Origin of the sequence: Phocaeicola coprocola DSM 17136, assembly GCF_000154845.1 — a bacterium.
GTDB classification, from domain to species: domain Bacteria; phylum Bacteroidota; class Bacteroidia; order Bacteroidales; family Bacteroidaceae; genus Phocaeicola; species Phocaeicola coprocola.
Map to the genome: position 1 here is coordinate 52,766 of NZ_DS981461.1, position 26,212 is coordinate 78,977.

Consider the following 26,212-nt stretch of genomic DNA (forward strand, 5'->3'; position numbering starts at 1 on the left):
GGCGGTGCGGACACCGCCATCCCGTTCAAAATTCTCGCATTTCGGAAATGGGGGTCTGCCGTTGTAGCCACTCTTTCACACATTCCATATTGTACTCGCTCGTGATGACTGCCGTATGGCTGTCGGTGGCGGTGAAACGTGTGCTTTCGTAATCATCTATCCACCCCTTGAGGGTGTCCGTTCCCCACGCTCCGGTATCGTCAAAGATACCGTCCAATGCCGTGATAGGTTCGCTGAACTTGACTATCAGCGTTTGATAGGTCGTGTTCATAGTCTGTCCTCCTTTCCCTTCTTTGCGTTCAGCCACTTGTCCCGTGCGGCTCGGCACTCGTCCAACGTGGGTTTGACACAAGAGAACAATTCTCTGTCTATGGGGTGGCGGTAGTCGTACTGCACAAGTGTCCGCCTGCGTCTTCCGATACCCGATTGGAAACGCTCGTATTTCTCCGTACCTGCTTCCGCGCAGGTGCTTACTCCGTTGATGGTCATTCGTGTTGTCATAATGTTGCTTTTTAGATGGTTAAAAATGTACTGACAGAACTCTGTTCTTCATCACCATTTCGGGGTTGCTTGTGTAGCGTTGGTGCAGGTAGAAATGGTGTGAGCCGAAGCCGTAAAGGAAAAACTTGTCAAGTTCGTGCTTCTCGGCAAACTCCTTTACGCTCTTTCTCAATTCCCCCTCACTCGTTGTGAGAGTGAGGAGGTTCACAAATTCAAGGAACATCGTGGGGATTGCATCATCCCACACACAAATCATACTTTCAATTCTTACTTCCATATCAATGTTGTTTTAGGGGTTATGCTATGCCGCTTTCATCCGCTCACGGATAAGGTTGGCGTTCTTGTTCACAAGGTCTATGATGCGCTCGTGATATTCGGTGTCCTGGTTGTGCTTGCCGTGGCACTGCACCACTTCGAGGGTTCGCAAGTCCACCTCTACGGTTTCAATAATCTCATCGCCAATCCTTGCCGATAGTATGAGGGTGTCGGCTTTCTTGTAGTATCCACTGCCAAACACGCAGATGCCCTGCGTCTTGCCCTCGTTGTAATACTCGTCTATGCTTTCAAGCACCTTGACGATTATTTCCTCGTCCGTGATTACCAAGCCGAAGAATTTGGATTTGTTGGCGATGAAATCCTCCGCATCTTTCTTTCGTTGGAGTTGTCGCTGTTGCTCACGCTCACGCCTTTCAATCTCCCAACGGCGTTGCTCTGCGGCTCTTTCCTTCTCGTGTATGGCTTCAATTTTTCGGGTTGCGTTGTCGTGTGCCGCCATGAAATCTTCGGGACAGATGTTCTTCGGGTTACGGAGGTCTTGACCGAGTTTTTTGAGCATACGCAGATAGTCGCACCACATTGAGAGGTTGTCTATCTGATACTTGTGACGCTTGGCAATCAGATATGATGCCCAACATTCATCGGCAGTACGGGTATTGAAAAGAAAGTGTTTCATGACCTCAATCTCACCGCCTTTCATAAGGGTTTCAATTCTTGGGTCTGAAAGCAAGGCTTTGAAAAGACGCACGGGGGAGATGCCGTGGAAATCGCCCTTGAAGCCGTTACGTCTGAGTTGGGGCAATATCCTCATCTTTGGATATGCACAGCTTCTTGCCACCACATCATCGTATAGGCTGTTGTGCGGTCTTACCTCCATATCGCTGCCTAATGCCCACACATCGCAATAGCAGAAAAGGAAGCCACGGAGCAACGCCATGTCCGTAACCTTGCCGTCGGGTGAAATCCAACGCTGCACGACCTCGTGGCAGTAGAAACGCATCGGTTCGCCTTTCCTGCTCTCGCATCTGACCTGCGCCACGCGGATTACCTGATACCCTTTGCAGGTGGTTATCACGCTGAAATTCTGCGTTTCCTTGTAGATGCGTCTGCGTGTGTCCTGCACTTTGAGTTCGGCATGGCATTTGGGGCAGGTGCAGCCTTCAAGGGTGTCGCATAGTCCGCTGTCGCTGTGCCACTCGTGACCGCAGTCGGAACAGGTGATGTTCCCTTTCTTGGTGCGGTAGCCGATATGCTCAACGCAGTGGCGGTATGCCCAATCTATTTGTGTCGCTGATATGGGGCGAAGGTTGGCGGAAAGTCTTGCCACCTCTTTCTGTATCTTGGTCTTCGGTTTCATAAGCCTAAATCAAATAATGAGGGTTGGGGTTGGTTTTCTTTTCTCGCTGACGGTCTGTGGCGGTTCTGCAACTTGCGGAGTTCCTCCTCTTGGTATTTGCGGACAGCGTTCTGACGTGCCTCCGCCTTTTCCTCTGCCGTGAGTTTCACAACGTGGTTCACAACCACTTGGCAGTCCATCGGTTTGCCCACCTCTATCTCGTTTTCCTCATAGTAGTGGATGGCTTGCCCGAATATCTCTCCGTCCGTGAAACCGTTGCAACCGCTTTTCTGCACATAGTTCAGAATGTGGGTCACGCACTCGTCCATGTTCTTGGCAGGGTTGCGGTACTTCTTTGCAAATAGCGCATCTTCCTCCGCACGCTGTTCCAAGTACATATATATCGTTCTCTTGAAATGGTCTGTTCCTTTCATATCGCTGTCATTTTTAGATTATCTGTTTCAGTATCTCTCTCCAATAGGTCGGCTCTACCTCGCTGAGAAGGAAGTCCATGAAATCCCTCCGTGCGTCCTTGTTCAGTTCGTGGTACAATCTTCGGAAAGTTTCAAAATTGCCGTTGATGTACGTTTCCACCATATACACGAAGATGTTGTCCACCTCGTAATATCTGCACTGCTGCGCTGCCGTCTTGCTGTTTCTTTTTGCCATGTCGGTAAGGGTTAAAGGGTGAATAACCAAAGGATGAAGCCAAAGAAGGCAATGGTGGAAAGGATAGCCACGATTACACCTATCGCCACTCGGAACACTCCGTTTACAATCTCTCTGATGATGCCCCAAAGGATGCCGAACACCCCGAAGGCGGTGCGCATCATCAAGCCGCATATCGCCAACCCGATGTGTTGCGCCATTTGTCTGAAATTTGCCGTTGCCGTCATATCTTCGCTGTTTTTGATTTTTTTGTTTTTAATGCGGATTCAAGAGCTGAGGGAGTTGAGTTTCAAACTATCTTATCTGCCTCTCGTTTATCCGACATTTTTTTTATGCGTCTTTCTGTCGCATCGGTCGTTTTCGTTTCGGGTGCTTGAAAAGGTAGGGATTAGGGAATGCAAGGTTTTTCGGTCAAAATACTACCCGCAGGGCTGGAGATTTTTACCGAAAACAGGAGGCTTGACCTTGCTTTCCCGTCCAATCCCGGAATTACCTTTGCGCCCAGAACGAAAATGACTGACTGATGCGGCTTACTGAAAGGCGCAAAATGGAGGTAAACGAAAACAGAGGCAGATTGTGTAGAAAAAAACTTCAGGGGAAAATCCGTAAAAAAAAGAATCACCAAAAGGAAAAAGACATCACCGGAAGCGTGAAAAGGGCAAACCACAACAAAGGAAGTATGATTGTTTCCGATCCGACGGAACTTGTTCAGCCGGGTGGCAACAATCATTCTTCCCGGTTTGTCCGGCTGTGTGTGGGCGCCTGTTTCATTCATGGGGCAGGCTGACACACTCTGCATTCACTTTCCGCTTCCGGCAAAAGAGACAGCGAAAAAAGAAAAATCATTTGAAAACCCGTAAAAGCACCTCTTGGCATAGGCGCAAAAGAAAGGGGCATTGCTTCATCTGTCTAAACATCGTTTAGGCGTGAGGCAATGCCCTTTTCTCCAGCTATGCGGTAGTCGGCACACGTTTGTTCCAAACTCGTTTTGGGCAATGGTGTGCCGACGGACAATACCGCTTTTACGGAAAATTCTTATGAATGAGGGGATAAAAAACGGGAGTTTATATCAAAATCTCGAATTAAATAGCTACTTTTGCATACGAAGAGTTCTTTGAAGGTTACGCAACGCGCAGAAGGATAATGCAGTAGATAACTAACTAAATCGTAACCTATTACTATCAAGAGCAATTAACCTACGCTCATTTCCAATAAATTACACTCTTTTCGTAACTTCAGCCTGCAAATATACACTTTACTTGTGACAAAAGCAATCTTTTTCTACATTTAATCGACTTACAGTCAGCCTTAAAGAGGGTATCTGGTCTCATTCCATCTTCTTCCTCAAAAATAACATAGCAGTCTAAATTGGTTTATGTATGGGATAGGTCTTGTTCATTCGATCCGGTAGACTACTATACATAAAAGTATAAAGGCGAGATACGACAAGGAGATGCCATGCTTTTGTGTAAGGGGAATCTCTCTTAGCTTATCGCAGACCATGTATAGCTAAGTGTTTTGAGAATAAACAGTCTGTAAAAAACGGAAAGACACCGATTATGGGCCGTATCACCATCAATGGAACCCAAGCCGGTTTCAGTTGTAAGAAAGAAGTGTCCCTCGCTTTGTGGGACGTCAAAACCAACCGGGCCAAAGGCAAGTCCGAGGAGGCCCGTACACTCAATCAGGAGCTTGACAATATCAAGGCGCAAATCACCAGGCACTACCAGTACATCTGCGACCACGACAGTTTTGTTACAGCCAAGAAAGTCTATAACCGCTATGTCGGCTTCTCAGAGGAATGCCACACCCTTATGAACCTTTTCAGGGAACAGCTGGAACCGTATAAAAAGAAAATCGGCATAGAGAAAGCCGAAAGCACCTACTGCGGTCTGGTTGCCGATTACAAGAGTCTCCTGCTTTTCATGAAAAGCAAGAAGAATGCAGAGGATATTGTCATCGAAGAACTTGAGAAATCATTCATCGAGGATTACTACAACTGGATGCTCGGTACATGCGCTTTGGCAAACTCCACTGTCTTCGGGCGTGTCAATACCTTGAAGTGGCTGATGTATATCGCGCAGGAAAAAGGCTGGATACGGGTTCATCCGTTCGCATCATTCGAGTGTATGCCCGAATACAAGAGGCGTTCTTTCCTTTCCGAAGAGGAACTGCAAAGGATAATCCATATAGAACCGAGATACAAACGCCAGCGTGCCATGCGCGACATGTTCCTGTTCATGTGCTTCACCGGTCTTTCCTATGTGGACTTGAAAGCCATAACATACGATAATATCCATACCGACTCCGACGGCGGTACATGGCTGATGGGCAACCGTATAAAAACGGGAGTGGCGTATGTCGTAAAATTATTGCCCATTGCTATCGAACTGATTGAAAAATATAGGGGTACGGATGAAAAGAAAGACTCCCCGAATGTGTCTTTCCGGTAGGTGAATACAATGCCATGCGGCTCAGTCTTGGAATCATAGGCAGGAAATGCAACTCCGGGGCGAGGTCACCCCGCACATCGGACGCCACGCATTTGCCGTTCTGGCCATACTCAAGGGGATGCTGCTGGAAACTCTTCAGAAAGTGTTTGGGCATAAGTCCATCACATACGTCCTGCGCATCCATTCACTTGTCCGGCGCAGGCGGGGCAATCTTTTTCTGGAAGTCGCCCATCTGTACGACCAGCGTGCTGACCAGCTTTCTCAACTCCTAATACGCGCTTGTTTCAATAATTGTCAGTTCCATACTAAAATTCTTTTTAAGATTCTGAATATGCGACAAAGTAACGCACATCCTATATCCTTTCCAAACAGATAATATCAGAGTCTTCCGTTGGCGTGCATTGGCGTATCCAACGTTAAAAGAGAAGGTCCTTCACCTGCATCCATGCGGCAACGGAACTTCCATTCCCTTACTTGTTTTCCATAAATTTATAGGATTAATTTCTGGTGCATGATATTAATAGTCATTATTCTGTCTGCTTTTTTTGCTTGCATAATTGCAGTTAACAGTTATCTATTCCAGAACGCATTGTTATGGAAAATGGCAAGCTGTTTTGTTGGTTTATGGATATTGTGTATGATAATTACCGTCTTCGTTTGTCGTAAACTTGAATGCTCTAATTAAAACAGTACGGTTGTCATGCTTTGTGTGTTTTATTATAAATATTATGAATTATTTGGAATTGATATGTAATATAGATAATTTTGCAGTCGGGAAATGGTTTCGGGAGGTTTACGCCTTCCGAATGAAAAGGGAACCCGGTGAAAATCCGGGACAGTACCCGCTGCTGTGAGTCCACAAAAACGGACATCGAACTTTTGCCACTGGTGTAATACCGGGAAGGCACGATGACCGGGACGAGTCAGAAGACCTGCCATGACCGGAATGAGATTTACACCTGCGGGATATACGGGTCGTAATCAAATAAGGAATAGCTCATCGGCCATTCAATATTTGAAGACAGACATATTCCCGTTCGTGTAAGTCCGCACGAACGGGAATTTTTTGTGTTTGTTAATAATATGTTTTACATTAAAATGAGTGACCTATGAAAAGAAAATTACGCTTTCTGGCAGGTGCCTGTCTATTTACCGCAACCGCCTTGTTCTCTGGCTGTAGTTCGGACGATGACTTTTTGATGGACCCGGTTGATTCCGGAACTTCGCAAACCCGTGCTGTGACAAATCCGGACGGTACTTTAACTATCACTTTCGATGATTTCGATCCCGGCATGTTAGCAGGACCTACCTCGGCCGGAGAAAATCTTTATTCGTACCAAGGGTATCCTCAAGTAACCACCATTTACGACAATACTCCGGAAGAATATCTCTTCCTTTCAATGTTTAATACTGTAGGTGGAAGCACAGAGTATTCCAGCGGCGGCATCGCACTTTCCAACTGGAACATCCGCTCCAATCAGTCGGGAAATACCGGAGACTGGTGGTATTCTTATCTAAACCAATGTTCTGTCTATAACACTGCGGTGGAAGCGGAAGGACAGAATAAGGAAGCCGGGCACAGCGGTTCCAATTTCGGTGTCGTTTACGGATATGTGGATGCTTACAATCAGGCATGGATGGCTAAACCAGAATTTTATTTCAATGTTCCCCGGAAATTGGTCGGCCTGTGGATCTGCAACACCTCATACACTTATGGTGTCATTACTTATGGTAATCAGTTCGGTTCTACGGGGGTAGCGACTCCTCTGAAAGAGATGAAAGGGTATTTCCAAGTGAATCTGGAATGTTATGATGCGAATGGCGGTCTGATCCGCACTTACAAACGTCTTTTAGCCGATTATCGTAACGGCCAACAACAGGTTGATCCTATCACGACATGGGATTATTGGGAAATCAATGCCGAAGGGGTGCAAAGTGTGAAATTCAACTTCGAGGGTTCGGATTCGGGAGCATACGGTTTGAATACTCCGGCTTATATCTGTATTGATGATATCACCATACAATAAAAAGAATATAAGGATATCCCTTCTGTCGGGGGTATCCCTGTTATTTTTCTAAAATCCACACATCATGCATCGTTTTCACTATTTTATTATTTCTGCCTGTATGCTGTTCACCTCCTGCAACAAGGATGAAGTCATTACCGAAGAAGTAGGAGGACAACCTATAATAGAACTTGACAGCGAGACCGGTATTTACACGGTCAAGGTCGATCACGAATTGACTATCGCCCCGACATACCAGAATGTTGAAGATGCTCTTTTTGCTTGGACGATAGACGGTACGCTGGTTTCTTCGGGTCCGTCTCTTCAACGTACATGGAATGAATGCGGGGATTTTTATGTCAAACTAAGAGTAGACAATGCGGAAGGCTATGCCGAAGAGGAACTGAAAGTAGAAGTGAAAGAACTCACCCCTCCGGTCATCTCACTGGCACTACCTTCGCAGGGGCTAAAAGTCGTCCGGAATACCGATTACACATTTACTCCCGATATTCAGCATTCGGATGTCGAAGGGTTCAAAATCGAATGGGTACGGGAAGGAAAAATCGTTTCCACCGAGAATACTTATACTTTCAATGAAAAAGAACTCGGTGTTTATACGGTGACAATCAACGCTTCCAATATAGATGGGACAACAACGAAAGACGTAAGCGTAGAGGTCGTGGAAACGATGCCCTACGTTGTCAAATTCCCGACCCCGTCTTACCTGCAAACATCCACGGACAGGTACACTTTTGCCGACCGTCCTGTTTTCCTGCGTCCGTTGTTGGAGTATTTCGACAATCCCCGTTTTGAGTGGAGTGTGGACGGTCAGGTCATGGAAGGAGAAGTGGAACGCATGTTCAAGTTCACGCCGTCCGCACCCGGAGAATACACCGTCTCCTGTACTGTGTCGGAAGACACACCGACGGAAAAAATAAGCAGGAATATCGACAAAGGGAAAACGGCTGTCACTGCCACCGTAAAAGTCGTTTGTGTGGACAAAAAGGAACAAGACGGCTTCCGGGCTTCGGGAAGTTCCAAGCTCTGGAATAAAGTCTATGAATATACCCCAGCTCCCGGCCAATTTATCAACGAGACGAGCACGATAGGCGGTATGACCGGCAACGAAACATCCCCTGAAGCGGCTGTCGCATGGGCAACACAGCGTTTGAAAGACAAACTGCACGTCTCTTTAGGTTCTTTCGGGGGTTATATCATCGTCGGCTTCGACCACAGTATTCCCAATTCGGGTAACCAATATGATTTCTGTGTTCAGGGGAACGCCTTTGACGGCAGTTCCGAACCGGGTATCGTATGGGTCATGCAAGATATAAACGGAAACGGATTGCCGGATGACGAGTGGTACGAACTGAAAGGATCTGAAGCAGGCAAGGAAGAAACAATACAGAATTTTGAAGTGACCTATTACCGTCCGGAAGGCAAAAAAATGGATGTCCAATGGATCAGTTCCGACGGTAGAAACGGCTGGGTAGACTATCTGTCCGCTTATCATACACAAGACTATTATTATCCGGCTTGGATTTCGGAAAACAGTTATACCCTGACAGGCACTTGTCTGGCCGCCCGCAACACCCAAGATTCTCAAACCGGTTATTGGGATAATCAGAGTTATGACTGGGGGTACGTGGATAATTTCGGAAACGACCAGATAGAAGGCGGCAGTACGGTGGATGGAAGCGGACAAAGGAACGGTTTCAAAATTTCCAATGCCATCCATGCCGATGGAACGGAAGCCAATCTGCAATATATTGACTTTATCAAAATACAATGCGGTGTTCTGGCCAAAAGCGGCTGGCTGGGCGAAGTTTCTACGGAGGTATTTTCTTTTGAGGATCTAACCAAATAATAAAAATTACAAGTATGAAAATTTATTTTCTTCCCATGCTCCTATCCTTGTTCTTTTTGGGAGCGTGTGACAAAAACGATGAAATTATACCTGAAGATGCAGATGAAAATTTCATCACATCGGTCGTGATGACCGTGGACGGGAAATCGTACACGGCCGACATTACGGACAATACAGTAACAATAACCGTTCCCTATACGGTATCGCTGAACAACGCCGAAGTGGAATTCAAGTACACAACTTCTGCAACAATCATACCTGATCCTGAAACGGTAACGGACTGGGATAACGAACGAACCTTCCGGGTGACATCCTATAACGGAGATGCCCGCGAATATACCTATAAGGTCGTGAAAAGCGAGATAGAATCTGACGGAGATGTGGAGTTGAAGACCACCGAGGAGGTAGCTTCTTTTGCCGCAACCAAAACAACCGTTGTCAAAGGGAACCTGATTATCGGCTCTGATGCGGAAGAGGCAGAAAAAATCACTGACATATCTGCATTGGCATCTTTGAAAGAGGTTACTGGCAACATTGTCATTCGTAACAGTTACAACGGTGCAGACTTGACAGGGTTGGATAATATCGTTTCTGCCGGAGGTTTACAGGTAGGTTCGACCGATGTCGCCTCGAAAGCTACGGAACTTCACATGATTTCCATGAAAGCATTGGAAACGCTCTCCGGAGACATATCGGTATATAACGACCAAGTGACGTATGTCCTATTCGAGAAACTGGCAACTATTGAAGGAAGCGTGATGTTCAATGCGTCGTCGTTACAGAGTTTTGAGTTTCCGGTTCTGACTACTGTAGGTCAGGATCTGAATCTTCAAGGACTCAATGAAGAGAACACAGCAGCCGGTTCGATTGCGTCTTTGGAAATACCGGAACTGACAAGTGTCGGAGGGGTCTTGTCCGTAAACAATCTTGCCAAGCTGACTTCCATGAGCTTCCTTAAGCTGAAAGAGACCGGTGGCCTTGATTTCCATACCGTCCCCGTGATGTTGGAAACCATCAACCTTCCGGAAATCGAAACAGTAAACGGAAGTATTATTATGGAAGCCAATATGGAAGCTCCTCCTACCGGTAGTTTTGTTCCCCAACGAAATGACGTGCTTCAGGCTTTCGGTGGAATGGACAAACTGACAACGATAAAGGGACAGATAAAGATAAAGAATTTCACGGCACTCAAACAACTTCCCGACTGGAGCAAGATCACCACACTTGGAAGCATCACGCTGGATTATCTTGAAGATGTGAGCGGAACACTGCTGTTGCCGAACGCCCGATTTGAAACCTTCGGAGAAACAGCGCCCCAGATTGAAATTATAAACAAGGTGCAGCTCTCCAAAATTGAAACAGCCGAAGATTTGTCAAATGTAAATTTTGTCATCACCAGTCTCACGAATAATAAGTTCCCTGAAATCACGTTCAAGAATATCAAAGACTTCACTTGTAAGCCAACCACCAACAATATCGATTATACCATATCGACAATTCAACATGTATATGGAAATCTAAATGTGACAGGCCAAATGCGAAGCAATGCCAAATTTCCCGACTTGGAAATCATAGATGGATATGGATATATCCAAATACCCATGTTTGCTTCAATCACAATGCCAGTCTTGAAAGAAGTGGGAGGACAGTTCTATTTATCTGGAAATTTTACCAGTTGTAACTTGCCCTTACTATCCAAAGTTTGTTGTTCAGCTTCTCCTGTATATTATAAAGAGGGAGAGGGTTCGTTAGCAATATCTTTGCAAAGTAAATCGCTGGATATTCCGGAATTGCTTCACGTAGGAGGTGAAGGGTTGTTCGTTAATAAAGCAACAGGCATTACTTGTGATAAATTACAGACTATAGATGGTACGCTACAGATAAAAAGTGCGACTTCTCTTTCTCAGGAAACACTTTCCATGGAGAAGTTGGAGACCTTGCATGGGGTTGTTTTTGACGGTTTGACGAAATTTACCGACTACACTTTCTTCGGCAAGTTTATAGAAAACGGAATGATTACGGGGGAAAGTTGGAGCGTGACGAAATGTGGGTATAACCCAACCTTCCAAAATATGAAGGACAAACAATATACGCAGCAGGATTAAACCTTATACCTTAACCAGAGTACCCGTAATGATTCGGGTACTCTTTTTTATCCGAATGACAATGAGCAGAACAATACAACGGATTTGCCTTTTTCTTTTCTGCCTGCCAGTTTTCGGCAGTTGCATGAAATGGGATTACGGAGAGATGGAAGATTTCTCTGTATCGGCCTCTGGTCTTTTCATTACCAACGAGGGGAATTTCCAGTACAGCAATGCCACGCTTTCCTACTACGATCCCGCCACGTGCGAAGTGGAGAATGAAGTGTTTTACCGTGCCAACGGGTTCAAGTTGGGCGATGTGGCCCAGTCTATGGTTATCCGGGACGGTATAGGCTGGATCGTGGTGAACAACTCGCATGTGATTTTCGCCATCGACATCAATACTTTCAAGGAAGTGGGCCGTATCACAGGTTTCACCTCACCCCGGTATATCCATTTTCTGTCGGATGAGAAAGCCTATGTGACGCAGATATGGGACTACCGTATCTTCATCATCAACCCCAAGACATACGAGATTACCGGCTATATCGAATGTCCAGACATGGACATGGAATCGGGTTCCACCGAACAAATGGTACAATACGGCAAGTACGTCTATGTGAACTGCTGGTCGTACCAGAACCGCATCCTGAAAATCGACACGGAGACGGACAAGGTCGTGGACGAACTGACCATCGGCATACAACCTACTTCGCTGGTCATGGACAAATACAACAAGATGTGGACCATCACGGATGGCGGTTACGAGGGCAGCCCATACGGTTACGAGGCACCGTCTCTCTATCGTATAGACGCCGAGACTTTCACCGTAGAGAAACAGTTCAAGTTTAAGCTGGGCGACTGGCCTTCGGAAGTCCAGCTCAACGGTACACGGGATACACTTTACTGGATCAACAACGATATTTGGCGAATGCCGGTGGAAGCCGACCGTGTTCCCGTCCGGCCTTTTCTGGAGTTTCGGGACACCAAATACTACGGCCTTACGGTCAATCCCAACAACGGGGAGGTATATGTGGCCGACGCTATTGATTACCAGCAACAAGGTATCGTGTATCGCTATTCGCCGCAAGGCAAGCTGATCGATGAATTTTACGTGGGAATCATTCCGGGAGCTTTCTGCTGGAAATAACGAGGAAGGAGGACAAAAATGAAAAGACATCTTATTCTATTGTTCGTGGGGGTAAGCCTGCCCTTTCTGCTTGCCGCCCAGCAGAAAAATTCCGTCAGCATTACCAAAAGGGTACTACGTATTCCGGAGGTTACGGTGGTGGGCAAACGACCTATGAAGGATATAGGCGTGCAACGAACCCGTTTCGATTCCATCGCCATGAAAGAGAACATCGCCTTGTCTATGGCCGATGTGCTGACATTCAACTCATCCGTTTTTGTCAAGAACTACGGACGCGCCACGTTATCCACCGTGGCTTTCCGGGGTACCTCTCCCTCGCATACCCAAGTGACGTGGAATGGTATGCGCATTAACAACCCGATGCTGGGCATGACGGATTTTTCCACCATCCCTTCTTACTTTATCGATGATGCCTCGCTGCTGCACGGAACGTCATCGGTAAACGAAACGGGCGGCGGCTTGGGTGGTCTGGTCAGGCTCTCCACTTCTCCGGCCAACCATGAAGGGTTCGGGTTGCAGTACGTGCAGGGAGTGGGGTCGTTCAGCACGTTCGACGAGTTTCTCCGCCTGACCTACGGTGACAAACACTGGCAGTCCTCCACCCGTGTGGTGTATTCCTCTTCCCCCAACGACTACAAATACCGAAACCGGGACAAGAAGGAAAACATCTATGACGAGGACAAGAACATCATCGGTTCCTATTACCCGACGGAACGCAACCGCAGCGGGGCTTATAAGGATCTGCACGTCTTGCAGGAAATTTATTATAACACGGGCGAAGGCGACAAGTTCGGGCTAAACGCCTGGTATATCAATTCTAACCGGGAACTGGCGATGCTCAGCACGGATTACGGGAACGACATGGACTTCGAGAACCGCCAAAGGGAGCAGACGTTTCGCGGCGTCCTCTCGTGGGATCGCGTGCGGGAGAAATGGAAGGTCGGTGTAAAAGGCGGCTATATACACACATGGATGGCCTATGATTACAAGCGGGACAAGGGAAACGGCGAAATGGCTTCGATGACCCGCTCACGCAGTAAGATTAACACGTTCTACGGAAGTGCGGACGGGGATTATGCTCCTTCAGAGAAATGGCTGTTCACGGCCGGTGTTTCCGTACACCAGCATTTGGTGGAAAGCGCGGACAAAAATATCATCTCGCAGGAAGGTAACAAGGCTGTTGTCGGGTATGACAAGGGACGTGTCGAGTTTTCCGGTTCCGTTTCTGCGAAATGGCGGCCTGTCGATCGTTTTGCCGCCTCGCTTGTCCTTCGCGAGGATATGTTCGGTACGGAATGGGCCCCGGTTATCCCGGCTTTCTTCATCGACGGGGTACTGTCGAAAAAAGGCAATATCGTGGCGAAAGCATCCATCTCCCGGAACTACCGTTTTCCCACGCTGAACGACCTCTATTTTCTGCCGGGCGGTAATCCCGACCTGAAAAGCGAGCACGGCTTCACATACGACGTGGGGTTGTCGTTCTCGGTGGGGAAAGAAAATGTATATGCTTTGAGCGGTGGTATCAACTGGTTCGATTCGCACATCGACGACTGGATCATCTGGCTACCCACAACCAAGGGATTCTTCTCCCCCAGAAACCTCAAAAAGGTACATGCTTACGGGGCAGAGACCAACGCCCACCTTGATATAATGCTCGGAAAGGACTGGAAACTGGATATGAACGGAACTTTCTCGTGGACTTCCTCGATCAACGAGAGCGAACCGATGAGTCCGGCAGACCAATCCGTCGGCAAACAGTTGCCATACGTGCCGGAGTTTTCCGCAACGGTGACCGGACGTCTGTCATGGCGGACATGGAGCCTGCTTTACAAATGGTGTTATTACAGCCAGCGTTATACCATGTCGAGTAATGACTATACCCTGACGGGCTATCTGCCCCCTTACTTCATGAATAACGTGACACTGGAAAAACAGCTCTCTTTCCGATGGGCCGATCTGTCGCTAAAGGGCAGCATCAACAACCTGTTCGATGAAGAATACCTTTCCGTATTGTCCCGTCCCATGCCGGGCATCAATTTCGAGATATTCATCGGCATAACACCCAAGTTCGGAAAAAACAAAAATAGTAAACGATAATCTGCATCAATATGAACGCATTAAAGAATTTAAGCCTGATTTTGTTGCTTTCTCTGGCATTTACAGGCTGCCACAACAAAAGCTCAAAAATCAATGATTTCAACCTGCTGCTTTATGCTCCCGAATATGCCTCCGGCTTCGACATCAAAGGGGCGGGCGGGAAGGAAAGCGTACTGATAACCGTCAGGAATCCCTGGCAGGGAGCGGACAGTGTAACCACATGGCTGTTTATCGTCCGCAACGGTGAAGAGGTTCCCGAAGGGTTTGCAGGACAGGTACTCAAAGGAGACGCCAAACGCATCGTGGCGATGTCTTCCACTCATATCGCCATGCTTGACGCAATCGGTGAAGTCCGGTGTATAACCGGCGTTTCGGGAATCGACTACATTTCCAACCCAGACATCCAAGCCCGCCGCGACAGTATTGGCGATGTCGGCTATGAAGGGAACATCAACTACGAGTTGCTGCTCTCGCTCGATCCCGACCTCGTTCTGCTCTATGGGGTGAACGGCGCAAGCGCAATGGAAAGCAAACTCGAAGAACTCGACATACCGTTCATGTATGTCGGCGATTATCTTGAAGAGTCGCCTCTCGGCAAGGCCGAATGGATGGTAGTGCTTTCAGAAGTCACAGGAAAACGTGAGAAGGGTGAAAAAGCCTTTGCCGCAATCCCGGTCAGATACAACGCCTTGAAAAAGAAAGTGGCCGACAGTACCCTCGGCACTCCTTCGGTTATGCTTAATGTTCCCTATGGCGACTCGTGGTTCATGCCTTCAACCCAAAGTTATGTAGCCCGCTTGATTACTGATGCGGGAGGCCGCTATATCTACCAGAAGAACACGGGAAACGCTTCTATCCCCATTGACTTAGAAGAAGCATATCTGCTCGCGTCGGATGCGGACATGTGGCTGAACGTGGGAATGGCGAACTCCCTTGACGACTTGAAGGCATCATGTCCGAAATTCACCGATACCCGATGTTTCAAAAATGGAGAGGTGTATAACAACAACGCCCGTACCAACACAGCCGGGGGTAACGACTATTACGAGTCTGCCGTCGTGAATCCTGACATCGTGCTCCGCGACCTCGTGAAGATATTCCATCCTGAACTGGTGCAGGAAGAGTGTGTGTATTACAAGCAACTGAAATAGATGCGTTCCCGTTCGACTATATTATTCTCCATATTGATTACGCTCACGGTCGGTCTTTTTTTACTGGACTTGGCCGTGGGAGCTGTCAACATTCCGATCCGCGATGTATGGGCAGCACTGACCGGGGGAAATTGTTCCCGTGCCACGGAAAAAATCGTACTCAACATACGCCTCATAAAAGCTATAGTGGCACTGTTGGCCGGGGCTGCCTTATCGGTCAGCGGTCTTCAGATGCAGACCCTCTTCCGTAATCCTCTTGCCGGTCCCTATGTCCTTGGCATCAGTTCCGGTGCAAGTCTCGGTGTGGCACTTGTGGTACTTGCCGGGATCGGTTCATCAATAGGCATTGCCGGAGCAGCGTGGGTGGGTGCGGCTGTCGTGTTGCTCGTGATAACTGCCGTCGGACAGCGAATAAAAAACATCATGGTAATCCTGATTCTGGGCATGATGTTCTCATCGGGCGTAGGTGCTGTCGTGCAGATATTGCAGTACCTCAGCAAAGAGGAATCGCTGAAAGCCTTTGTCATTTGGACGATGGGGGCTTTGGGTGACGTCACCTCCGGACAACTTCTGATTCTTGTTCCATCGGTGTTTGCCGGACTGCTGTTGGCGGTACTGACCATCAAACCGCTTAACCTCCTGCTGTTCGGAGAGGAATATGCCGTAACAATGGGACTGAATATTCGGCGTTCACGCAGCCTGTTGTTTCTCTCGACAACGCTGCTCGCCGGAACGATAACCGCTTTTTGCGGTCCGATAGGTTTCATAGGTCTCGCTATGCCTCATGTCACAAGAATGCTTTTCCAAAATAGTGATCATCATGTCCTTCTGCCCGGAACAATTCTTTCGGGAGCATCGATATTGCTTCTTTGCGACATCATTTCTAAAATATTCACCTTGCCGATCAACGCCATTACAGCTCTATTGGGAATCCCAATCGTCGTATGGGTGGTTTTACGCAACAAATCCATCACCGCATGATAGAATTACAGCATTTTTCCATAGGTTACAAAGAAAACTCGTTGCTCCACGAGGTAAATGCCACGATAAAAAAAGGTCAACTGACAGCCCTTATCGGAAGAAACGGGACAGGAAAATCGACGTTGCTCCGCGCCATAGCCGGTCTGAACCGGTGTTATTCCGGAAAAATCATTCTCGACGGGCACGACATCGCCTGCATGAAAACCGAAGATATGGCAAAAACGCTGGCTGTCGTCACGACCGAGCGCACGCGCATCGCCAACCTGCGGTGCAAGGATGTCGTAGCCATAGGCCGTGCTCCTTATACCAACTGGATAGGTAGGATGCAAGAAACAGATAAGGAGATAGTCATGCAATCGCTCATTTCGGTGGGAATGGAGGCTTATGCAAACCGCACGATGGATAAAATGTCGGATGGCGAATGCCAGCGTGTGATGATTGCTCGTGCATTGGCACAGGATACTCCTATCATTCTCCTTGATGAACCGACTTCCTTTCTTGACATGCCTAATCGCTACGAACTTGTGGCGTTGCTTCGTAGGCTTGTCCACGACGAGAAAAAATGTATCATGTTCTCGACACATGAACTTGACATCGCGTTGTCCATGTGCGATTCGATAGCATTGTTAGATACCCCGAATTTAAGTTGCTTGACCGCGTCTGAAATGCAGAAAAGCGGATACATTGACAGACTTTTCCAAAATGAAAACATCCGTTTCGACTCCTTATGCGGTACAATGATTTTGAAACAATGAGTATATACACTGTAGAAAATTTTACTTCAGACATCACTGTTGAAGGATATATCGCCGAATTCCGTGACGAACCACATTTTCTTGAACTTTGCAAACAATGTACCAATTACGGTAAAAGTTGGGGGTGTCCTCCATTTGATTTTGATACGGAATCGTTTCTCCGACAATACAAGTATGCACATCTTATGGCAACGAAGATAATCCCTGAAGACAAAGATATTCCGATTGAATATACACAAAAACTCATTTTACCGGAACGGATACGAATCGAGAGCGAATTATTGGATATGGAGCGGAAATATGGAGGGCGTTCATTTGCCTATATAGGTAAATGTCTTCACTGCTCAGATAACGAGTGTACGCGTAACTGCGGCACACCATGCCGACACCCGGAAAAAGTGCGTCCGTCACTCGAAGCCTTCGGATTTGACATAGCCAAAACGCTTTCTGAACTTTTTAACATCGAACTTCTTTGGGGAAAGGATGGCAAATTACCTGAATATCTTGTTCTCGTAAGCGGATTTTTTCATAATGAATACGAACTTTGCAACATAGCATACTAATGATTCGGACATGAAATAAACAGACAAACTAACCACATTCGGTTCAATCTGTTTTGTGATTTCAAATGAATTATAGTTAGATATGTAAAAAGCGACGCTGGAGCTTGAAATAAGTAACGGTTTATCGGTGTATTCTCCGTTAAACCGTCCTGTTTTCGTTAAACGAAAACACAACTTGCTGTCCCCTAATGGGGACAACATTCTCCAATAGGAATTGTGTATCAGCCTATTGTACGGTTATTCTCCTGTGATTTTCGGGTCATTTCCATCAGGCATTTGCCGGCTGCTCTCCCCATAAAAAGGTGGCTATCTCTCCTGAATCATGTGACTTACGCCCATAATTCAGGAATAAGGGAGACGTATGTACTGGAAATCTGCCCTTTCCATACCCTATTCTCCATTAATGGATTGTTATTTTTACACATCTGCAAATGGAGAATGACAGGTAGCCGTATACGCCTTATTGTTTTTCTTCATTGTCTCCATTAACGGATTGCTACTTCTACACTTCTGCAAATGAAGAATGTGCATGTAACCGTGTATGTCTTATGGTTTCTTTTCCTTGTCTCCATTGATGGATTGATACTTCTACACTTCTGCAAATGGAGAGCGGCAGTGAGCCGTATATGCTTCATGGTTTTTCTACATTATCTCCATTAATGGATTGCTACTTCTACACTTCTGCAAATGGAGAAATGGACATGTAGCCGTATATGCTTCATGGTTTTCTGCATTATCTCCATTAATGGATTGCTACTTCTACACTTCTGCAAATGGAGAAATGGACATGTAGCCGTATATAGTTCATTGTTTTTTTCATCGTCTCCATTAACGGATTGCTACTTCTACACTTCTGCAAATGGAGAATGACAGGTAGCCGTGTATGTCTTATGGTTTCTTTTCCTTGTCTCCATTGATGGATTGCTACTTCTACACTTCTGCAAATGGAGAACGTGCAGGTAGCCGTGTATGACTTATGGTTTCTTTTCCTAGTCTCCATTGATGGATTGCCACTTCTACACTTCTGCAAATGGAGAATGGGCAGGTAGCCGTATACACCTTATTGTTTTTCTTCCTTGTCTCCTTTGATGGATTGCTACTTCTACACTTCTGCAAATGGAGAATGGGCATGTAACCGTGTATGTCTTATGGTTTCTTTTTCTAGTCTCCATTGATGGATTGCTACTTCTACACTTCTGCAAATGGAGAACGTGCAGGTAGCCGTGTATGACTTATGGTTTTTCTTCATTGTCTCCATTAACGGATTGCTACTTCTACACTTCTGCAAATGGAGAATGGCAGGTAGCCGTATATGCCTTATTGTTTTTTTTCATCGTTTCCATTAACGGATTGCCACTTCTACACTTCTGCAAATGGAGAACGTGCAGGTAGCCGTGTACGCCTTATGTTTTTTTCTTCCTTGTCTCCATTAACGGATTGATATTTTTACACTTCCACAGACCGATAATCCAAGAATCCGTATCAGGACGGATGCATGCTCCCACACCTGCCCATAAGGATTTGAAAGGGGCGGTGGACAAGGAACGGAATCCCGCCACTTTTCCACGCCGCTACGGACAGCAGGATTCTGACGTCACTCCCGCATGGGAAGAAGCATCCGGATGGAACCATATGTTCGTCCCCACCATCATGTGTATCATGACAATAAACGACTTTGGATGACTATAAGCGACAGGTGGTTCCGTCCTGTCCTCTTCTTTCTTTATTTTGTATTCCGAAACAATGCCAGTTGTGTAATTTAATAAATTAAGATTTTAAGACAATGGATTCAGAAAAGGAAAAGAACCGGCTTTCCGATATCGTTCTCGAGAGGGTCGGACTCACGGGAAACCTTCTGTCAGCTCCCGTTTCCCCATCCCCGGAACCGGCGGTGGGTATGCCGGGGCATGAAAGGCAGGTCCGTGCAGGGAAAGTGACAGCCCCGGAAGAATACAAGAGGAGGTTTCTTGTTCCCGCTCCCAAGTCTGTGGAGTGGAAGACCGCGTATATTGACGGGAGGCTGCACCGCCGGATCGCCATGCTGGTCAGGGCCGCCGGTTGCGGCAGCATCTCCGGGTTTATCATCCGGCTGCTGGAGCTCCATATGGAGGAGCACAGGGAGGATATCGCCGCCCTGCTCGGTGAGGTCTACCGTCCCTGGGATGAGGACGGACAGCGTGGAGGAACGGCCCGCCGATAAAATGTTGTCATTGTCCAAGAAGATATATCATGACAGGAAAGAACGTAAAAGACCGGATTGGTCCCGGCGGGATGGACGCGGACCGCATCCGTGAGATCATGGGGGAAGCACCTGCCTGTCCCCGGAAGGGACGTGGAATGTCCGGTAACGACATAATGCGTCCCGCAAGGAAAAGCGGCCCCATGCAGCCGTCCGTCTATGGGGAGGAATACCTGCGTGGCATTGCGGGCGTGCAGCGCCGGTCACTGCATATTCCTGCCGCCCTGCACCGGAAACTGTCCATCCTGGCGGGAGCCTCGAGAAATGGGAAGGTCACGCTGGAGGGGTTCATCAACCACCTTGTCTCGCGGCATCTGGAAGAATACAGGGAAACGGTGGAGATGATTCTGGAAGAGTCCCTGCCCGGCCGGTCATAATAGTGTTTAACATTTAATGCAAGAAGTATGATGAAAAAAGAAAAAGAGTTGTTGGTTGCCGTCGCCAGCCAGAAGGGTGGCGTGGGAAAATCCGTCTTTACGGTACTGCTGGCCAGTGTGCTGCATTACCGCAAAGACCTGCGTGTGGCGGTTGTGGACTGTGACTACCCGCAGCACAGCATCGCCCTGATGCGTGAGAGGGACATGGAGAGTGTCATGAAAAATGACGACCTGAAGGTGAGCCTTTACCGGCAGCACGAGAGAATCCGGAAGCTTGCCTATCCGGTCATCAAAAGCGATCCGGAAAAGGCGGTGGAGGACCTGCGTCGTTATATGGACGAAAAGGGGGAAACTTTCGATATCGTGCTTTTCGACCTTCCCGGAACGCTCCGCAGCGAGGGGGTGGTCTATACTGTTGCTGCGATGGACTACATTTTCATCCCGATCAAGGCGGACAACATCGTCATGCAGAGTTCCCTGCAGTTTACCAAGGCTCTGGAAGAGGAGTTGGTCTCCAGGAAGAACTGCAACCTGAAAGGGACCTGGCTGTTCTGGAACATGGTGGACAGGCGGGGGCGGAAGGATTTGTATGACGCCTGGAACCGGGTCATCGACAAGATGGGGCTGCGGCTGCTGTCCTCACACATTCCGAACACCCTCCGCTACAACAGGGAGGCGGCCCCTGTCTGCAAGGGTGTCTTCCGCTCCACGCTGTTTCCACCCGATCCCCGTCAGGAGAAAAGCTCCGGCCTTCCTGAACTGGTGGAGGAGATATGCCGTACCATCGGCCTGGAGGAATCCGATACCGACCGGTAGCGGATGTCAGGGTAGTATGCTCGGCATGAGTATTAGCTAACGGGTGCAAGTCCCCAATGAGCCCTAATAGCGGGAATCATACAGCCAATAGCAAGGGTGTCCATCGTGAGGTGGAATCTGAAAGAAGCTGGCGGCAAACATCTGGTCTGACGAACAGAAACTTCATATAAGGCATAAAAACCGTGGGTAAGGTTGCTACCCAAACCAAAGCCCTATAGCTATTCGGAACGGTTAATGTAGATGAAGCAGACATAAGATTGAAAGTTAATACCCTTATCCGAGGAGGTCTCACGGACGCATGAAAATAGAAAAAAATCGAAATCAGCGGAGTAAAGCTTGCCGTGAGAAGTCAGCAGAAGTCATAGTAGCAAACGAGCCGATAGGTTTGCGAAGGACTGAACCTAATAATTAAACGATAGTAATTGAAACATACCTAATGAAAGAACGAATGCAGAAAACATTATCCGAAGTTAATGACTGCCCTCAAAGAGATAGGTCGGAAACCGAATGGTATGAGGGAGTGCAGACTTTCATGTGGATATGTGAAGACAACATCGTGGAAGTACCATTCGACAAGGAACACCTTTTCGAGCAAATCCTGAGTCCTGCGAACCTAAACCGATCCTATAAGGCAGTGATTGGAAACAAGGGCTGTGGCGGTATCGACAATATGTCATGTGAACAATTGTTTTTATGGCTATTAGCCAACAAAGATGCGCTCATCCGTTCCTTGATGGACGGTTCTTACCGTCCGAACCCCGTCAAAAGGGTAGAAATCCCCAAGGACAATGGCAAGATGCGTCTATTAGGAATCCCCACTGTGGTAGACCGTTTGGTGCAACAAGCCATTAACCAAGTTCTGAGTCCTATATATGAGAAACAATTCTCCAGGAGAAGTTATGGCTTCCGTCCGAGAAGAGGTTGTCATGACGCGGTGAGAGGAGCCCAAGAGATAATCAATACAGGCTACACGTACGTTGTAGACCTTGACCTTGAACGCTTCTTCGATACCGTGAACCATAGCAAACTCATAGAAATTCTCAGCCGTACTATTAAAGACGGCAGAGTTGTCAGTCTGATACACAAATATCTCCGAAGCGGTGTAATGAACAAAGGTCTGTTCGAAGTGAGCGAGGAAGGAACTCCCCAAGGAGGACCACTAAGTCCATTGTTAAGTAATATTATGCTCAATGAGCTGGACAAGGAACTCGAACGCAGAGGACTTCCTTTTGTGCGGTATGCCGATGACTCGATGATATTCTGTAAGTCCAAAAGGGCAGCAAGAAGAGTCAAAGAGTCCATAACCCGATTTATAGAGGGAACTCTATATCTTAAAGTCAACAAGGAAAAGACTGTAGTATCGTATGTTCGAGGAGTGAAGTATCTCGGTTATTCCTTTTATGTAATGAAAGGCAAATATCGCCTTACAGTACACCCTAAATCCAAAGCAAAGATGAAATTGAGCCTCAAAGAGCTGACTAATCGTAGCAATGGATGGGGATACGTCAAGAGGAAACAGAAGCTGAAAGATTACATACGTGGGTGGATTGGATACTATCACCTTGCCGATATGAAACGCTTTCTTCTTGACACAGATGAGTGGTTAAGACGTAGAATACGTATGTGTATATGGAAAGCTTGGAAGAAACCCAAGACCAAGGTGGGGAACCTCATTAAATGCGGTATAGAAAAATATAAGGCATGTGAATGGGGTAACACTCGCAAAGGTTATTGGCGTATCGCTGACAGTCCTATATTGAAAGTGGCGATAAATAATGATAGCCTGCGAAAAGCAGGATATCCTACCTTAATGGGCTCGTATCTCGAATGGTACCCAAAATAGGAACCGCCGTATGCCGAACGGCACGTACGGTGGTGTGAGAGGTCGGTGAACATGAAAATAGGAGATAAACACCTATGATTAATGTTTACCTCCTACTCGATTAGACACCTTAAATAAGAAGTTTTAGCCTAAGATAAAGTAAGCTAATGGCATGATAATAAGGTTCTTATAATTACGACTTCTCCTGTAAAAGCATTACTTTAGTAAAGCGAAAAATAAAGGAGGAAACAAGTAATGAACGAGCAAATCAGAAACATTTTAGTACAAGAAACGACAAAGACGAGCAAGATCCGGCAACTGTATCTTCTGGGTGTTCCCCGTGCGGAAATCGCGAGAATGGTGACCAACGGAAACTACGGCTTTGTAGTGAATGCCCTGCGCCGGATGAGGGAACGTGAGGGCGGTCCGAACGTTCAACCGTTGGCAGCCGCACCGGATTACACTTTCAACCGCAAGTTCGGTATCGAGATCGAGGCTTACAACTGCTCCCGTGAACGGCTCGCACGCGAGCTCAGGGAGGCCGATATCGAGGTTACGGTGGAAAGTTACAACCATACCACCCGTCCGCATTGGAAACTCGTGACGGACAGCAGTATAAACGGAAACGACACCTTCGAGCTGGTCAGTCCGATCCTTGTCGGCGAAGCAGGGTTGCGGGAGCTGGAGAAGGTCTGCTGGGTGCTCGACCTGTGTGACATGAAAGTGAACGGGAGCTGCGGGCTTCACGTGCATATCGATGCCGCCGGTTTCAGCATGGAGACCTGGCGTAACCTGGCCCTGAGTTACAAACATCTGGAACCGGTCATCGACAGGTTCATGCCGGCATCCCGCAGGGATAACTACTATTGCCGTGGACTGGGCCATGTCTCTGACGGGATGATACGTTCCGCCCGGACGGTGGACGATCTGAAAAGCAGGATCGGCAACCGTTACCATAAGGTGAATCTCGAGGCCTACTCACGGCACAAGACGGTCGAGTTCCGCCAGCATTCGGGAACGACCAACTTCACAAAAATGCGTAACTGGGTGCTGTTTCTCCACAAATTGGTTACCTTTGCCACAAAGGGGCAGGTGCCTGCGGCCACCGCGCTCCAGGACATCCCCTTCCTGGATGGTGAACAGAAACTATATTATAAACTGAGAACTAAAAAATTATCGGCATGAACAGGCATATGTATATTTTGGCGGATGGCGGCAGGATTACCGCCTCCGACCCTTCCGAGTTTGTACGTCTCCTGCGTGAGGGCAGCTGGTTTGACAGCGGGTGCACCGATAAGGAGTACATGGTGAATTTCTCCAACCGTTACCATGAACTGCACGGGGTGACGGTGAGGACCGACACGCCGGAGCATTTCATGGACGACCTGAAAAAGTACGGTTACATCAAGGGTTGAGAGAGCCCGTTCCTTTATTGTTACGTTCCCTGCCGGTTCATTCATCTCCGGTGGGGATTTTTTTCTTTTTTCACAGTATCTGATCTCCGTCGTATCCTGTTTTCCGGAGACTGGTTTCACGGCCTCCTTCCGCAATCATTTTTTCTTTTCACCGCCCCTCCGCGATAACAAAAACTGGCTATCCATGATAATATAATACATGACAGGGGATTTAAAGGTGTTCCGCCTGTTATCTAGTATCATTATATCCCCAAAAGAGAAGCGGATCAGGAGGGGGATACCGCCAAATTTGAAGAAGATCCCCAAAAAGAAAAATGTAGAGTATCTATTTTGAATATTATTATGATTGATAATCAGAAGAATAAGTTAATGTTGTCTTTGCGATACAGGGAATTAAGATTTGCGATATAGACGTTTTTTATCCAATTTGACAAGCCGTTGTATTTTTATTTGTATTTTTGTCTGTAGTCGTAAGAAGTCACGGCTTTTTCATTTAAGCTTTGAATTGGGCGTACCATTCCCATACCCATGCCAATGCGGCATGGGCGGAAATACCATTATTGGTAATCAATGCGTTACGAATATATCAAATCTGAATTTTTCTCATTTTTGAGCCAGAAAATGCAACACGTTAGTGAAGCTTACCGCCAGCTCCCTTATTATCTGCGCCGTTCCCTTTTGCTTATCTGATATTTTTTTCCTTCTGTTCTTCCAAACGGCAATCAGTGCCAACACCATCCTTTGAATTGTATCCAGGTTCCTAGCCGCTCGTTCAGCCTTACGCTTTATGCTGTCCTGGCGGAGGTTGCGGTCAAGATCCCAGTGCATGCTTTCAATAGCCCAATGCTGTTTGGTTATCTGACTAAGCCGCTCTGCACTGCTATCCAGGCTTGAAATATACAGTCGCTGTTCAGACGTACTTCTGCCATCAGACTTTTTCTCCGTAGATGTGAGTATTTCTATAACTGTCAAATTTCCATTCCATTTCTCCCTGTCGGCAATCAGTTCTTCCCCACGGAATATACGGCATACCCTTGACTCAATCCTGCCGTGTTCCAAGTATGGACCTTCCTTGTAGATATCAGTTGGGGTGGTGGCTTTTATAGAGTCTTCAAGCCCATAGCGCAAAGATCTTTGATTCGCCTTGAGTTCGATCACGAAGTCGCTTCCTTTACCTCTAATCTTGTCTATTATCCCCTTTTGGCATGACATGGCATCTGCTGTGACGACACATCCTGACACATCTAGTTTATCCAATAGTCGGGGCACGGATTTGATTTCATTACTTTTCTCTTTGCAAACATCAGTAGCCAAAGTAAAGCTGGAACGGAGTGAATATGCAGAGACGATATTAGGGTTGCGTCCGTTGTCGTACAAGGTACCTCGCATGGCCTTGCCAACAATACAAATGATGTCAGTTGCCGAAGCGGATATTTCCTTGCGGAAAACCTCTGCAAAAGCAGACATTCGATCAGCCATCTTTTCATCGTCGATGCTTTGAAACACACGGCAGAGCGTAGCTTCTGAGGGTAACCCATACGGAAATAACCCTTTCGACTGCAGGCGTTTCAAGTGACGTTTGCCAAATTGAAGTATTTCAGCTCTGGTAATACACTTGCTGAGTCTGCCCAATATTACGAGCATGAGTATATCG

At 47.2% G+C, this 26,212-nt stretch carries 27 protein-coding genes and 1 riboswitch; of the genes, 18 read left to right on the forward strand and 9 right to left on the reverse strand.

Translation table 11 applies throughout. The features are described 5' to 3' along the window. Positions 1-25 precede the first annotated feature (25 nt). The 8 genes from BACCOP_RS06805 to BACCOP_RS20245 form a co-directional block, all read right to left on the reverse strand. The gene (locus BACCOP_RS06805) at positions 26-271 is read right to left on the reverse strand and encodes a DUF6956 domain-containing protein (protein WP_004291529.1); all 246 of its coding nucleotides are present in this window, start codon (positions 269-271) and stop codon (positions 26-28) included. Then, positions 268-501, reverse strand: coding sequence for a DUF3873 domain-containing protein (locus BACCOP_RS06810; protein WP_004304291.1), 234 nt, complete (start codon positions 499-501; stop codon positions 268-270). The genes BACCOP_RS06805 and BACCOP_RS06810 overlap by 4 nt, the downstream gene beginning before the upstream one ends. 19 nt (positions 502-520) lie before the next feature. Beyond that, positions 521-778 carry a hypothetical protein gene (locus BACCOP_RS06815; protein ID WP_004291531.1) on the reverse strand — a complete coding sequence of 86 codons (258 nt, stop codon included), beginning with the start codon at positions 776-778 and terminating at the stop codon, positions 521-523. 24 nt (positions 779-802) lie between these two features. Continuing rightward, complete coding sequence (locus BACCOP_RS06820) at positions 803-2,134, reverse strand: PcfJ domain-containing protein (RefSeq protein WP_004291532.1); 1,332 nt, start codon at positions 2,132-2,134, stop codon at positions 803-805. Continuing rightward, positions 2,131-2,547 (reverse strand): PcfK-like family protein, encoded by a 417-nt coding sequence (locus tag BACCOP_RS06825; RefSeq protein WP_004291533.1) that lies wholly within the window; start codon positions 2,545-2,547, stop codon positions 2,131-2,133. Before BACCOP_RS06825 ends, BACCOP_RS06820 begins: the two co-directional genes overlap by 4 nt. A gap of 13 nt (positions 2,548-2,560) precedes the next feature. Further along, on the reverse strand, positions 2,561-2,782 hold the full coding sequence (locus BACCOP_RS06830) for a hypothetical protein (protein WP_004291534.1): 222 nt from the start codon (positions 2,780-2,782) through the stop codon (positions 2,561-2,563). Positions 2,783-2,793: 11 nt separating this feature from the next. Further along, positions 2,794-3,009: a hypothetical protein gene (locus tag BACCOP_RS06835; protein ID WP_004291535.1), complete on the reverse strand. Its 216-nt coding sequence runs from the start codon at positions 3,007-3,009 to the stop codon at positions 2,794-2,796. Between the two features lie 161 nt (positions 3,010-3,170). Next, a complete protein-coding gene (locus BACCOP_RS20245) occupies positions 3,171-3,557 on the reverse strand; it encodes a hypothetical protein (RefSeq protein WP_009126113.1) in 387 nt (128 codons plus the stop codon). A gap of 784 nt (positions 3,558-4,341) precedes the next feature. Between BACCOP_RS20245 and BACCOP_RS06845 the strand changes: the two genes are divergently transcribed. From BACCOP_RS06845 to BACCOP_RS19705, 18 genes are all read left to right on the forward strand, one after another. After that, the gene (locus BACCOP_RS06845; RefSeq protein WP_004289225.1) at positions 4,342-5,235 is read left to right on the forward strand and encodes a phage integrase SAM-like domain-containing protein; all 894 of its coding nucleotides are present in this window, start codon (positions 4,342-4,344) and stop codon (positions 5,233-5,235) included. A gap of 46 nt (positions 5,236-5,281) precedes the next feature. Continuing rightward, positions 5,282-5,611: a site-specific integrase gene (locus BACCOP_RS21040; protein ID WP_004289226.1), complete on the forward strand. Its 330-nt coding sequence runs from the start codon at positions 5,282-5,284 to the stop codon at positions 5,609-5,611. Between the two features lie 386 nt (positions 5,612-5,997). Then, positions 5,998-6,189, forward strand: a riboswitch (cobalamin riboswitch). Positions 6,190-6,344: 155 nt separating this feature from the next. Further along, positions 6,345-7,262, forward strand: a complete 918-nt coding sequence (locus BACCOP_RS06860; RefSeq protein ID WP_007567599.1) for a DUF4465 domain-containing protein — start codon at positions 6,345-6,347, stop codon at positions 7,260-7,262. Between the two features lie 64 nt (positions 7,263-7,326). Then, the gene (locus BACCOP_RS06865; protein ID WP_004293827.1) at positions 7,327-9,108 is read left to right on the forward strand and encodes a PKD-like domain-containing protein; all 1,782 of its coding nucleotides are present in this window, start codon (positions 7,327-7,329) and stop codon (positions 9,106-9,108) included. Between the two features lie 14 nt (positions 9,109-9,122). Further along, complete coding sequence (locus BACCOP_RS06870; protein WP_007567602.1) at positions 9,123-11,213, forward strand: receptor L domain-containing protein; 2,091 nt, start codon at positions 9,123-9,125, stop codon at positions 11,211-11,213. 28 nt (positions 11,214-11,241) lie between these two features. Further along, on the forward strand, positions 11,242-12,342 hold the full coding sequence (locus BACCOP_RS06875) for a YncE family protein (RefSeq protein WP_004293828.1): 1,101 nt from the start codon (positions 11,242-11,244) through the stop codon (positions 12,340-12,342). An 18-nt stretch (positions 12,343-12,360) separates the two neighbouring features. Further along, positions 12,361-14,439 (forward strand): TonB-dependent receptor plug domain-containing protein, encoded by a 2,079-nt coding sequence (locus BACCOP_RS06880; RefSeq protein ID WP_007567603.1) that lies wholly within the window; start codon positions 12,361-12,363, stop codon positions 14,437-14,439. Positions 14,440-14,450: 11 nt separating this feature from the next. Continuing rightward, a complete protein-coding gene (locus BACCOP_RS06885; RefSeq protein ID WP_004289233.1) occupies positions 14,451-15,590 on the forward strand; it encodes an ABC transporter substrate-binding protein in 1,140 nt (379 codons plus the stop codon). Further along, entirely contained in the window at positions 15,591-16,571 is a 981-nt protein-coding gene (locus tag BACCOP_RS06890) for a FecCD family ABC transporter permease (protein WP_007567607.1), read from the forward strand. It begins immediately after the preceding gene. Further along, the gene (locus BACCOP_RS06895; protein ID WP_004289235.1) at positions 16,568-17,326 is read left to right on the forward strand and encodes an ABC transporter ATP-binding protein; all 759 of its coding nucleotides are present in this window, start codon (positions 16,568-16,570) and stop codon (positions 17,324-17,326) included. Before BACCOP_RS06890 ends, BACCOP_RS06895 begins: the two co-directional genes overlap by 4 nt. Continuing rightward, positions 17,323-17,889 carry a DUF2284 domain-containing protein gene (locus BACCOP_RS06900; protein WP_004289236.1) on the forward strand — a complete coding sequence of 189 codons (567 nt, stop codon included), beginning with the start codon at positions 17,323-17,325 and terminating at the stop codon, positions 17,887-17,889. Before BACCOP_RS06895 ends, BACCOP_RS06900 begins: the two co-directional genes overlap by 4 nt. Before the next feature lie 1,491 nt (positions 17,890-19,380). After that, a complete protein-coding gene (locus BACCOP_RS20650; RefSeq protein ID WP_007567622.1) occupies positions 19,381-19,572 on the forward strand; it encodes a hypothetical protein in 192 nt (63 codons plus the stop codon). Positions 19,573-19,672: 100 nt separating this feature from the next. Beyond that, positions 19,673-20,089, forward strand: a complete 417-nt coding sequence (locus BACCOP_RS06910; protein WP_007567627.1) for a DUF3408 domain-containing protein — start codon at positions 19,673-19,675, stop codon at positions 20,087-20,089. A gap of 29 nt (positions 20,090-20,118) precedes the next feature. Then, positions 20,119-20,505, forward strand: coding sequence for a DUF3408 domain-containing protein (locus tag BACCOP_RS06915; protein WP_007567629.1), 387 nt, complete (start codon positions 20,119-20,121; stop codon positions 20,503-20,505). Between the two features lie 27 nt (positions 20,506-20,532). Continuing rightward, entirely contained in the window at positions 20,533-21,321 is a 789-nt protein-coding gene (locus tag BACCOP_RS06920; protein WP_007567631.1) for a ParA family protein, read from the forward strand. A 436-nt stretch (positions 21,322-21,757) separates the two neighbouring features. Continuing rightward, on the forward strand, positions 21,758-23,164 hold the full coding sequence (ltrA, locus tag BACCOP_RS06925) for a group II intron reverse transcriptase/maturase (protein ID WP_007567634.1): 1,407 nt from the start codon (positions 21,758-21,760) through the stop codon (positions 23,162-23,164). A 234-nt stretch (positions 23,165-23,398) separates the two neighbouring features. Beyond that, positions 23,399-24,328 (forward strand): amidoligase family protein, encoded by a 930-nt coding sequence (locus BACCOP_RS06930; RefSeq protein WP_007567636.1) that lies wholly within the window; start codon positions 23,399-23,401, stop codon positions 24,326-24,328. Then, the gene (locus BACCOP_RS19705) at positions 24,325-24,558 is read left to right on the forward strand and encodes a hypothetical protein (RefSeq protein WP_007567639.1); all 234 of its coding nucleotides are present in this window, start codon (positions 24,325-24,327) and stop codon (positions 24,556-24,558) included. Before BACCOP_RS06930 ends, BACCOP_RS19705 begins: the two co-directional genes overlap by 4 nt. Before the next feature lie 603 nt (positions 24,559-25,161). Here the strand turns inward: BACCOP_RS19705 and BACCOP_RS06940 are convergent. Beyond that, entirely contained in the window at positions 25,162-26,202 is a 1,041-nt protein-coding gene (locus BACCOP_RS06940; protein WP_235776950.1) for an ISAs1 family transposase, read from the reverse strand. Positions 26,203-26,212 lie beyond the last annotated feature (10 nt).

What these genes read in the sequence shown, in the direction of transcription:
- BACCOP_RS21040 (WP_004289226.1), top strand. Translation starts at nt 5,282, where the DNA reads ATGCAACTCCGGGGCGAGGTCACCCCGCACATCGGACGCCACGCATTT.
- BACCOP_RS06940 (WP_235776950.1), bottom strand. Translation starts at nt 26,202, where the DNA reads ATGCTCGTAATATTGGGCAGACTCAGCAAGTGTATTACCAGAGCTGAA.
- BACCOP_RS06830 (WP_004291534.1), bottom strand. Translation starts at nt 2,782, where the DNA reads ATGGCAAAAAGAAACAGCAAGACGGCAGCGCAGCAGTGCAGATATTAC.
- BACCOP_RS06875 (WP_004293828.1), top strand. Translation starts at nt 11,242, where the DNA reads ATGATTCGGGTACTCTTTTTTATCCGAATGACAATGAGCAGAACAATA.
- BACCOP_RS06815 (WP_004291531.1), bottom strand. Translation starts at nt 778, where the DNA reads ATGGAAGTAAGAATTGAAAGTATGATTTGTGTGTGGGATGATGCAATC.
- BACCOP_RS06910 (WP_007567627.1), top strand. Translation starts at nt 19,673, where the DNA reads ATGGATTCAGAAAAGGAAAAGAACCGGCTTTCCGATATCGTTCTCGAG.
- BACCOP_RS06870 (WP_007567602.1), top strand. Translation starts at nt 9,123, where the DNA reads ATGAAAATTTATTTTCTTCCCATGCTCCTATCCTTGTTCTTTTTGGGA.
- BACCOP_RS06895 (WP_004289235.1), top strand. Translation starts at nt 16,568, where the DNA reads ATGATAGAATTACAGCATTTTTCCATAGGTTACAAAGAAAACTCGTTG.
- BACCOP_RS06820 (WP_004291532.1), bottom strand. Translation starts at nt 2,134, where the DNA reads ATGAAACCGAAGACCAAGATACAGAAAGAGGTGGCAAGACTTTCCGCC.
- BACCOP_RS06810 (WP_004304291.1), bottom strand. Translation starts at nt 501, where the DNA reads ATGACAACACGAATGACCATCAACGGAGTAAGCACCTGCGCGGAAGCA.
- BACCOP_RS06900 (WP_004289236.1), top strand. Translation starts at nt 17,323, where the DNA reads ATGAGTATATACACTGTAGAAAATTTTACTTCAGACATCACTGTTGAA.
- BACCOP_RS20650 (WP_007567622.1), top strand. Translation starts at nt 19,381, where the DNA reads ATGCATGCTCCCACACCTGCCCATAAGGATTTGAAAGGGGCGGTGGAC.
- BACCOP_RS06865 (WP_004293827.1), top strand. Translation starts at nt 7,327, where the DNA reads ATGCATCGTTTTCACTATTTTATTATTTCTGCCTGTATGCTGTTCACC.
- BACCOP_RS06930 (WP_007567636.1), top strand. Translation starts at nt 23,399, where the DNA reads ATGAACGAGCAAATCAGAAACATTTTAGTACAAGAAACGACAAAGACG.
- BACCOP_RS06825 (WP_004291533.1), bottom strand. Translation starts at nt 2,547, where the DNA reads ATGAAAGGAACAGACCATTTCAAGAGAACGATATATATGTACTTGGAA.
- ltrA (WP_007567634.1), top strand. Translation starts at nt 21,758, where the DNA reads ATGAAAGAACGAATGCAGAAAACATTATCCGAAGTTAATGACTGCCCT.
- BACCOP_RS06890 (WP_007567607.1), top strand. Translation starts at nt 15,591, where the DNA reads ATGCGTTCCCGTTCGACTATATTATTCTCCATATTGATTACGCTCACG.
- BACCOP_RS06915 (WP_007567629.1), top strand. Translation starts at nt 20,119, where the DNA reads ATGACAGGAAAGAACGTAAAAGACCGGATTGGTCCCGGCGGGATGGAC.
- BACCOP_RS06860 (WP_007567599.1), top strand. Translation starts at nt 6,345, where the DNA reads ATGAAAAGAAAATTACGCTTTCTGGCAGGTGCCTGTCTATTTACCGCA.
- BACCOP_RS06880 (WP_007567603.1), top strand. Translation starts at nt 12,361, where the DNA reads ATGAAAAGACATCTTATTCTATTGTTCGTGGGGGTAAGCCTGCCCTTT.
- BACCOP_RS19705 (WP_007567639.1), top strand. Translation starts at nt 24,325, where the DNA reads ATGAACAGGCATATGTATATTTTGGCGGATGGCGGCAGGATTACCGCC.
- BACCOP_RS06920 (WP_007567631.1), top strand. Translation starts at nt 20,533, where the DNA reads ATGATGAAAAAAGAAAAAGAGTTGTTGGTTGCCGTCGCCAGCCAGAAG.
- BACCOP_RS06805 (WP_004291529.1), bottom strand. Translation starts at nt 271, where the DNA reads ATGAACACGACCTATCAAACGCTGATAGTCAAGTTCAGCGAACCTATC.
- BACCOP_RS06835 (WP_004291535.1), bottom strand. Translation starts at nt 3,009, where the DNA reads ATGACGGCAACGGCAAATTTCAGACAAATGGCGCAACACATCGGGTTG.
- BACCOP_RS20245 (WP_009126113.1), bottom strand. Translation starts at nt 3,557, where the DNA reads ATGAATGAAACAGGCGCCCACACACAGCCGGACAAACCGGGAAGAATG.
- BACCOP_RS06845 (WP_004289225.1), top strand. Translation starts at nt 4,342, where the DNA reads ATGGGCCGTATCACCATCAATGGAACCCAAGCCGGTTTCAGTTGTAAG.
- BACCOP_RS06885 (WP_004289233.1), top strand. Translation starts at nt 14,451, where the DNA reads ATGAACGCATTAAAGAATTTAAGCCTGATTTTGTTGCTTTCTCTGGCA.